The organism is Flavobacterium sp. (assembly GCF_031423415.1).
Lineage (GTDB): Bacteria > Bacteroidota > Bacteroidia > Flavobacteriales > Flavobacteriaceae > Flavobacterium.
Genome location: NZ_JANPFL010000010.1, coordinates 51220 through 59498, shown reverse-complemented (window position 1 = coordinate 59498; position 8279 = coordinate 51220). Strand labels below are relative to the sequence as shown.

The following is an 8279-nucleotide window of genomic DNA, read 5'->3' as shown; positions in this document are numbered from 1 at the left end:
ATTGCTATGACTTTATAATTTAAGTTAAACTGTAAATGTTTTTAATGTTTTGCCTATTTCTTCGTTTACAATTGCAGCAAATTCCTCAATTGTGACGCTCATATTGCCATTTCCTTCTTGTCCTTGACGACGTATGGATATGGTTCCGTTTTTCTCTTCTTCCTCGCCTACAATCAGCATAAACGGGGTTTTCTGCATCTCTGCATCTCTAATTTTTCTTCCAATTGACTCGTTTCTGTTGTCAATTAGTGCGCGAATTTCGTGATTTTCTAGCAGATTTAAAACTTTTTTTGCATATATTTCATATTTCTCACTCAAACACAATATAATAGCCTGTTCAGGCATTAACCAAAGCGGGAATTTTCCTGCTGTATGTTCGATTAAAATAGCGATAAAACGTTCCATTGAACCAAAAGGTGCTCTATGAATCATAACTGGTGTATGCAACTGATCGTCTGAACCTTTGTAAGTCAATTCAAAACGCTCTGGCAAGTTATAATCTACCTGAATGGTGCCCAATTGCCATTGTCTTCCAAGAGCATCTTTTACCATAAAGTCCAGTTTTGGACCATAGAAAGCCGCTTCACCATAAGCGACAACAGTTTTCAATCCTTTGTCGGCAGCAGCATTGATAATCGCATTTTCTGCTTTCTCCCAATTCTCGTCGCTACCAATATATTTTTCTCTGTTTTCTTGATCACGCAACGAAATTTGAGCAGTAAAATTTTCGAATCCTAACGAACCAAAAACATACAATACCAAATCAATTACGTTTTTGAACTCCTGATCCAATTGATCCGGAGTACAGAAAATATGTGCATCATCCTGAGTAAAACCTCTTACACGAGTCAAACCGTGCAATTCACCACTTTGTTCGTAACGATAAACGGTTCCAAATTCAGCATAACGTTTTGGTAGATCTTTGTACGACCAAGGTCTTACATTATAGATTTCACAGTGATGAGGACAGTTCATTGGTTTCAACAAAAACTCTTCGCCTTCGGCTGGAGTATTTATGGGTTGAAAACTATCTGCACCGTATTTAGCATAATGACCAGAAGTCACGTACAATTCCTTTTGTCCAATATGTGGCGTTACCACTTGCTCATAACCCGCTTTTTTCTGTGCTTTTTTCAAAAATTGCTCTAAACGATCACGCAAAGCAGCACCTTTTGGTAACCACAAAGGCAATCCTTGACCCACTTTTGCCGAGAAAGCGAATAATTCCAATTCTTTTCCTAGTTTTCTATGGTCGCGCCGTTTGGCTTCTTCCAACAACTCTAAGTATTCGGTTAAGTCTTTTTGTTTTGGAAAAGAAACGCCATAAACACGAGTTAATTGCTTGTTTTTTTCATCACCACGCCAGTAAGCACCGGCGATACTCATTATTTTCATTGCCTTAATGATTCCAGTATTCGGAATATGACCACCACGACACAAATCAGTAAAAGTAGAATGATCACAAAAAGTGATGGTTCCATCTTCTAGATTCGAAATCAACTCCGTTTTATAAACATTGTCTTTATAAACCTCCAAAGCTTCGGCTTTAGAAACAGGACGCAATTTAAATTCGTGTTTTTCTCTTGAGATTTCTAAGACTCTATTTTCAATTTTTTTGAAATCAGCATCAGTGATTTTGTGGTTTTCAAAATCTACATCATAGTAAAAACCATTAGCTATTGCTGGCCCAAGGGTTAATTTAATCCCCGGATACATTTCCTCAAGAACCTGCGCCATCACGTGCGAAGTCGAATGCCAAAAAGCTTTTTTACCACCTTCATCATTCCAAGTAAATAATATAAGACTGCCGTCCGTCGTCAAAGGAGTTGTAGTTTCAACAATTGTACCATCAAAAGAAGCCGAAATCACGTTTCTGGCAAATCCTTCGCTAATACTAATAGCAACATCCATTGGAGTTACTCCTGCTGCAAACTCTCTAACTGACCCGTCGGGCAAACTAATCTTAATCATTGTTTTTAATTTTGTGACTGCAAATATAACGCATTACAAAAACACAAGCAAAATATATGTATCATTAATGTGATTCAATACGATTTTGAATGTTTGCCTTTTCGTGATATTTTTTTTGTAATAAAGGTTTTGTCTCACCACGTTATAAATTACGCAAAAAAAGTGAGCTTTTAACTTAAGCATTACCTTTGAGATTGACCAAAAAAGATTTATTCTAAAGACTTAGTGTAACCATGTTTTTATAAATTGTAAATAAAATTGAGTTTGAAATTTATCACAATAATACCTAAAGACTTAAACTACACAAAATATTTTGATATCAGAGTCGCATATTCAATTATTGAAAATTTAAGTGTAGAAAATTTTAAAAGCAATAAAGTTAGTACAAGCTCAAATCACTTATAAGGAACCACTAATTAAAAATTAATTAATTATAGATTTTTCTGATTTAAATGTACAAATCTAAATTTATAAATATATTTACATTCTAAAATTCACATTCTCCAGACCTTTATGACGACTACAACAATTTCAAATTCTAATTTATCAGCTCAAATAAAACACGTGGGAGCTGAAGTATTTTCTTTAAAAAGTGACCTAAATAAAGAATATATTTGGGAAGGAAATCCAACATTTTGGGGAAAACATTCGCCAATTTTGTTTCCAATTGTTGGTTCATTAAAGCACAATTCTTATTCATATAATTCAAAACAATTTAAGTTAAACAGACACGGTTTTGCAAGAGAAATGGCATTTGAATTAATAGAAAAAACGGCAGAAAGTGCGACATTTTCTCTAGCTTCAACAATAGAAACCAAAAAAATATATCCATTTGATTTTGAATTACAAATTAGTTATTCTTTGGAAGACAATAAATTAAATATCAATTATAAAGTTATTAACAATAATGATTTAACAATGCCTTTTGCTATTGGAGCTCATCCTGCATTTGCCTTGCCAGGAGATTTTGAAAACTACAGTCTTGAATTTCAAAAAGATGAAATTCTAAATTACCATCTTTTAGAAAACGGTTTAATTTCTAATAGTACAAATAATCTTCCCCTTAATAATAGACGACTTGAATTAAAATATAATTTATTCGAAAAGGATGCTTTAGTGTTTAAAACATTGAAATCTAAATCAATAACCATTTTAAAAAATGCAAACCCAGTATTAAGAGTTAATTTTAGTGATTTTCCCAATTTAGGTATTTGGACGGTTGTAAATGCTCCTTTTTTGTGTATTGAACCGTGGTTTGGATACTCAGATACCTTGCATGAGCATGTTGAATTTACAAAAAAGGAAGGGATTCAACTTTTGGAAAAACAGAAAACATTTAAATCAAATTATAGTATCGAAATTTTGTAAAATATGTTAGACATTAATTTTTTACCTTTTCAAAAGCTGCAATCCGAGCGTTTGGTTTTACGACGAGTTGTTAAGGAAGATGTAGCCGAAATTTTCGCACTTCGGTCAGATCAAGAAGTCATGAAATATATTCCAAGACCTTTGCTAAAAACCGAAGAAGAAGCAATAGCGCATATCACTGCAATAGATGAAAAAATAGATTCGAACGAAGGAATAAATTGGGCAATTACTCAAAAAGGAAACTCAAAACTAATAGGAATTATTGGTCATTATATACTAAAACCAGAACATTTCAGATCAGAAATTGGTTATATGCTACTTCCAGAATATCACGGAAAAGGTATCATTTCCGAAGCCTTAAAAGAAGTTGTAAATTATGGTTTTGAAGTGATGAAATTGCATTCAATTGAAGCTATTATTGATCCGGAAAATATTGCATCTGAGAAAGTATTGCAAAAAAATGGTTTTGTAAAAGAAGCACATTTCAAAGAAAACGAATATTATGAAGGCCAATTTATAGATTCCGCGATTTACTCACTTTTGAATAAATACTAATTATGAATTTTTCTAAAAAAATTATCTAATTTCGCAAAACTAAATGATTCGAGTAAAAGAATCATTTTATTAAACCCCAAAAAAAATATGAAAAAATTATTCATTTTTAGCTTACTTTTGATTTCTTTCTTTTCGCAAAGTCAAACTTACATAAAAGGGAATGCAGTAACAGCTTTGGCTTTAGTTCCAAATATTGGCATAGAAACTAGCATTGGTAAAAAATCGACCTTTCAGTTTGATATTGTAGCCTCTTTTTGGAGTTCTATCAATGGCAGACCGTTTGAATTTTATATGTTCACTCCAGAATATCGATACCATTTTAGAGAAAAATATAATGGCTTTTATGCAGGAGCTAATGCTGGTTTTGACGCTTACAATATTACAAAATGGAATTATTATGCTGCTAGAATACATCAAATAGGAGTCGGATACAGAATTGGTGCAACTATTGGATATGAAAAAAAATTAAATGACCGATTTATGCTTGATTTTTTCTTGGGTGGAGGGACACATCAAGGATTTTATCACAGTTATTATATTGAAACTGGTGAAAGATTTGGCCCTGACAAAGCAGTGGGACGCAACAAAAGCGGAGAATGGATTCCTTATCGAGGAGGAATTATGATATCGTATCGATTAAACTAGACTGTGAACTTCGAACAAGTTTTTATATACAATTCTTCGACTTTTTTCCTAGCCCAATCCGTTTTTCTTAAGAAAGTTAAACTCGATTTTATACTTGGATTATCTGTAAAACATTTAATTTTGATTAATTCGCCCAAAGTGTCGAATCCATAATAATCCACAAGTTGTTCCAAAATTCTTTGCAACGTAATTCCGTGAAGCGGATCTTTTGATTGTAGCTTTTCCATATTACAAATTTAGGGCATTTATTTAGATTTCTTTGGCGTTTCATTCAATTGTATCTACATTTGCAATCCGATGCTAAAAACAATTAACATTCTCAATAAAAGAGCCCGTTTCGATTATGAAATAATCGAAAAATTTACTGCCGGAATTGTTTTGGCTGGTACCGAAATAAAATCGATTCGTTTAGGAAAAGCCAATATCACTGAAAGTTTTTGCGAATTTAATGGCACAGAACTTTTTGCAATTAATACTTACATTGAAGAATATGCTTTTGGCAACCAATTCAACCACAAAGCCAGAAGCGAACGAAAACTTTTGCTGAACAAACGAGAATTGAAAGGTTTGGCAAGAAGTGTTCAAGCTAAAGGTTTGACTATAGTTCCTTTAAAATTATTTACCAATGAAAAAGGAATGGCAAAACTAGAAATTGGACTTTGTAAAGGAAAAAAAACCTACGACAAACGCGAATCGCTTAAAGAACAAGATACTAAGCGCGATCTCGATAGAATAAAGAAATCATTTTAATAAATTGTAATTTTCTTTAAATGTTTTTTTTTATTAAAAAATTATGACTAAATTTGTCAAGACAATTTTAATCTTAATTATTAATGAAAACATTACTCAAAAATGCACGTGAGCAAAAAGGATTAAAGACAAGAGAAGTGGCACAGCTTTTAGGAATCGATCAAGCTTTGATCAGCAAATTTGAAAATGGTTCAAGAAAACCTACCAAAGATCAAGTTATAAAGTTGGCTTCTTTATTAGAAATCGACTATGAAACATTGATGGTGGCTTGGCTCAAAGAGAAAATTCTTTACGAAATTGGTCAAGATGAATTTGCAATGAAAGCAATGAATATGGTTCGTGAAGAATTGGAAAACAACTATGTTGCTGTAAAGAATTCAATTTCCAAGAACTTATTGTCTATTATTAATCAAATAGATGTTTTGAAAGCAAAATTGGATCAATTTCGTCAGTTTGACAGCTATAGAATTGCTCAAGCATTAGAACTCGAATATACTTTTGAAAGCAATCGCATTGAAGGAAACACGCTCACTCTTCGAGAAACTGATTTGGTTATCAACGAAGGTTTGACTATTTCTGGTAAAAGTATGCGTGAACATCTGGAAGCTATCAATCATCAGGAAGCGATTGCTTATATAAAGCATTTGATGGAAAAAAATACATCTTTAAATGAAAGAGAAGTTCTATCTATTCACAACTTGATTCTTCGTGGTATTAATCCCGAAGATGCAGGGCGATATCGTAGAGTACAAGTGATGATTAAAGGAAGTTCTTTTATGCCACCGCAACCTTTTTTAGTTTCTAAGGAAATGGAAGATTATTTTATTTGGTATGAAACCAATAAAAATGCTTTACATCCAATAGTTTTGGCAGCAGAACTTCACGAACGTTTGGTTACTATTCATCCTTTTATTGATGGAAATGGTAGAACTTCGCGTTTGGTGATGAATTTAATTTTGTTGCAAAACGGTTACGTCATTGCTAATATTAAAGGAGATTATGACTCTAGAATGCAATATTACAATGCTCTGGAAACCGCTCAAACCAAAAATAACAAGGAAGATTTTCTCTTATTTATTGCTCAAACTGAGAAAGAAAGTTTAGAGCGTTATCTTGAAATTATTGGTCAATAAAATCCATTTTCAGCTCCCTTCTCTTTGCTTCGCCAGTTCGCTATCGCACGTGTGGGAAGGATTTGAGTTGGAATTTAATTTTTATTCTCCAATAAAGGCACAAATTTAAAATCTCCAAATTCGTGTTTTTCAAACTGAGTTTCATTTTTCCTTATAAGCAAAGTCATAATTTGTTTTTCTTCGCCAAGCGGAATCACTAGCCTTCCTCCTACTTTTAGTTGTGCCATCAAGGCTTGCGGAATTATTGGCGCACCAGCCGTAACAATAATGCTATCAAAAGGCGCATGATTGGGCAATCCTTTGTAGCCATCGCCAAAAGAAAGATGTTTTGGACGTATTCCAATTTCTAATTTTGGCAATAAAGCAGAAGTTTGTTTGAATAATTCGTTTTGCCTTTCGACACTATAAACCTTAGCTCCCATTAAACACAAAACTGCAGTTTGATAGCCAGAACCCGTTCCTATTTCGAGAATTTTATGGTCTTTTTTTACTTCTAATAACTGACTCTGAAAAGCCACCGTATATGGTTGCGATATAGTTTGTCCAGCACCAATAGGAAACGCTTTGTCTTGATAGGCATAGTCGGCAAAGCTAGAATTCAAAAAGAGATGTCTTGGTATTTTACTAATAGCTTCCAAAACACCTTTGTCAATAATTCCTTTTTCTTTCAAAAGAGTTACTAATTGATTGCGAAGTCCTTGATGTTTGGCAGTATCTTTCAAAATTTGGAGCGATTAATTGCGGCAAAAATAAACTTAAAAATTTCAAAAATCAAGTAAGTATTTCCAAAACTTTAAACAACAAAATATAGACCATAAACAAATAAATTTTATATTTGTTGAAAATCATTTTTATGTTAAAAGTAGGCGTTTTAGGTGCTGGGCATCTCGGAAAAATACATTTAAGATTGTTACAACAATCCGAAAAATATGAATTGGTTGGTTTTTATGATGAAAACCAAGAAAATGGGGAAAAAGTAGCCAAAGAATTTGGCTACAAACAATTCTCCACAATCGCAACTTTAATTCACGCCGTCGATGTTATCGATATTGTAACGCCCACACTTTCGCATTTCAAATGTGCCAAAGTTTCCATCAAATCTGGCAAACACGTTTTTATAGAAAAACCCATTTCAAATACCGTTGCTGAAGCCGAAGAAATCATTGCTTTAGCCAAAGAATATAATGTAAAAGGTCAAGTAGGTCACGTCGAAAGATTCAATCCTGCATTCAAAGCGACCAAGGAAATGATCGAAAATCCGATGTTTATTGAAACCCATCGTTTAGCGGAATTCAATCCTCGTGGCACGGATGTTCCTGTAGTTTTGGATTTAATGATTCACGACATAGATGCTATTTTGAGTGTTGTCAAATCGAAAGTGAAAGATATTCACGCCAGTGGAGTTTCGGTAATTAGTGACACTCCAGATATTGCCAATGCTCGACTTGAGTTCGAAAATGGTTGTGTTGCCAATCTGACTGCGAGCCGAATTTCAATGAAAAATATGCGCAAAACACGTTTCTTCCAGAAAGATGCTTATATTTCTGTAGATTTCTTGGAGAAAAGATGTGAGGTGGTAAAAATGAAAGACGCTCCCGAAATACCTGGAGATTTTGATATTATTCTACAAAATGCCGAAGGCGTAAAAAAACAAATCTACTTTTCGAATCCCGATGTGGAGCAAAACAATGCCATTCTTGACGAATTGGAATCTTTTGCCGATGCTATCAATAATGACACTACTCCAGTGGTTACATTGGAACAAGCGACAGAAGCTTTAAGGGTTGCTTACCAGATTATTGATTGTTTTAAGAAGTAATATTTTAAATAAAATACTCCATCATTATTAATCCTTCC

General features: G+C 33.4%; 9 protein-coding genes. 6 read left to right on the top strand and 3 right to left on the bottom strand.

What is annotated here, in order from left to right:
* Positions 1 to 24: 24 nt before the first annotated feature.
* The gene (gene thrS / locus RMO83_RS01305) at positions 25 to 1971 is read right to left on the bottom strand and encodes a threonine--tRNA ligase (protein WP_310557862.1); all 1947 of its coding nucleotides are present in this window, start codon (positions 1969 to 1971) and stop codon (positions 25 to 27) included.
* A 513-nt stretch (positions 1972 to 2484) separates the two neighbouring features.
* On the opposite strand from thrS, the gene RMO83_RS01300 reads away from it, so the two are divergent.
* From RMO83_RS01300 to RMO83_RS01290, 3 genes are all read left to right on the top strand, one after another.
* Entirely contained in the window at positions 2485 to 3339 is an 855-nt protein-coding gene (locus tag RMO83_RS01300; RefSeq protein WP_310557861.1) for an aldose 1-epimerase family protein, read from the top strand.
* Positions 3340 to 3342: 3 nt separating this feature from the next.
* Positions 3343 to 3894, top strand: a complete 552-nt coding sequence (locus RMO83_RS01295; protein WP_310557860.1) for a GNAT family N-acetyltransferase — start codon at positions 3343 to 3345, stop codon at positions 3892 to 3894.
* An 87-nt stretch (positions 3895 to 3981) separates the two neighbouring features.
* Positions 3982 to 4539: a DUF3575 domain-containing protein gene (locus RMO83_RS01290; RefSeq protein WP_310557859.1), complete on the top strand. Its 558-nt coding sequence runs from the start codon at positions 3982 to 3984 to the stop codon at positions 4537 to 4539.
* On the opposite strand, the gene RMO83_RS01285 is transcribed toward RMO83_RS01290, so the two are convergent.
* Complete coding sequence (locus tag RMO83_RS01285; protein ID WP_310557858.1) at positions 4536 to 4766, bottom strand: VF530 family protein; 231 nt, start codon at positions 4764 to 4766, stop codon at positions 4536 to 4538. The two genes, RMO83_RS01290 and RMO83_RS01285, sit on opposite strands and share 4 nt — an antisense overlap.
* Before the next feature lie 70 nt (positions 4767 to 4836).
* Between RMO83_RS01285 and smpB the strand changes: the two genes are divergently transcribed.
* Positions 4837 to 5289 (top strand): SsrA-binding protein SmpB, encoded by a 453-nt coding sequence (gene smpB, locus RMO83_RS01280; protein WP_103806326.1) that lies wholly within the window; start codon positions 4837 to 4839, stop codon positions 5287 to 5289.
* 83 nt (positions 5290 to 5372) lie between these two features.
* Positions 5373 to 6422, top strand: coding sequence for a Fic family protein (locus RMO83_RS01275; RefSeq protein ID WP_310557857.1), 1050 nt, complete (start codon positions 5373 to 5375; stop codon positions 6420 to 6422).
* A 74-nt stretch (positions 6423 to 6496) separates the two neighbouring features.
* Here the strand turns inward: RMO83_RS01275 and RMO83_RS01270 are convergent, their stop codons facing one another.
* Entirely contained in the window at positions 6497 to 7144 is a 648-nt protein-coding gene (locus RMO83_RS01270; RefSeq protein WP_310557856.1) for a protein-L-isoaspartate(D-aspartate) O-methyltransferase, read from the bottom strand.
* Between the two features lie 131 nt (positions 7145 to 7275).
* On the opposite strand from RMO83_RS01270, the gene RMO83_RS01265 reads away from it, so the two are divergent.
* Positions 7276 to 8241 (top strand): Gfo/Idh/MocA family oxidoreductase, encoded by a 966-nt coding sequence (locus RMO83_RS01265; protein ID WP_310557855.1) that lies wholly within the window; start codon positions 7276 to 7278, stop codon positions 8239 to 8241.
* Positions 8242 to 8279 lie beyond the last annotated feature (38 nt).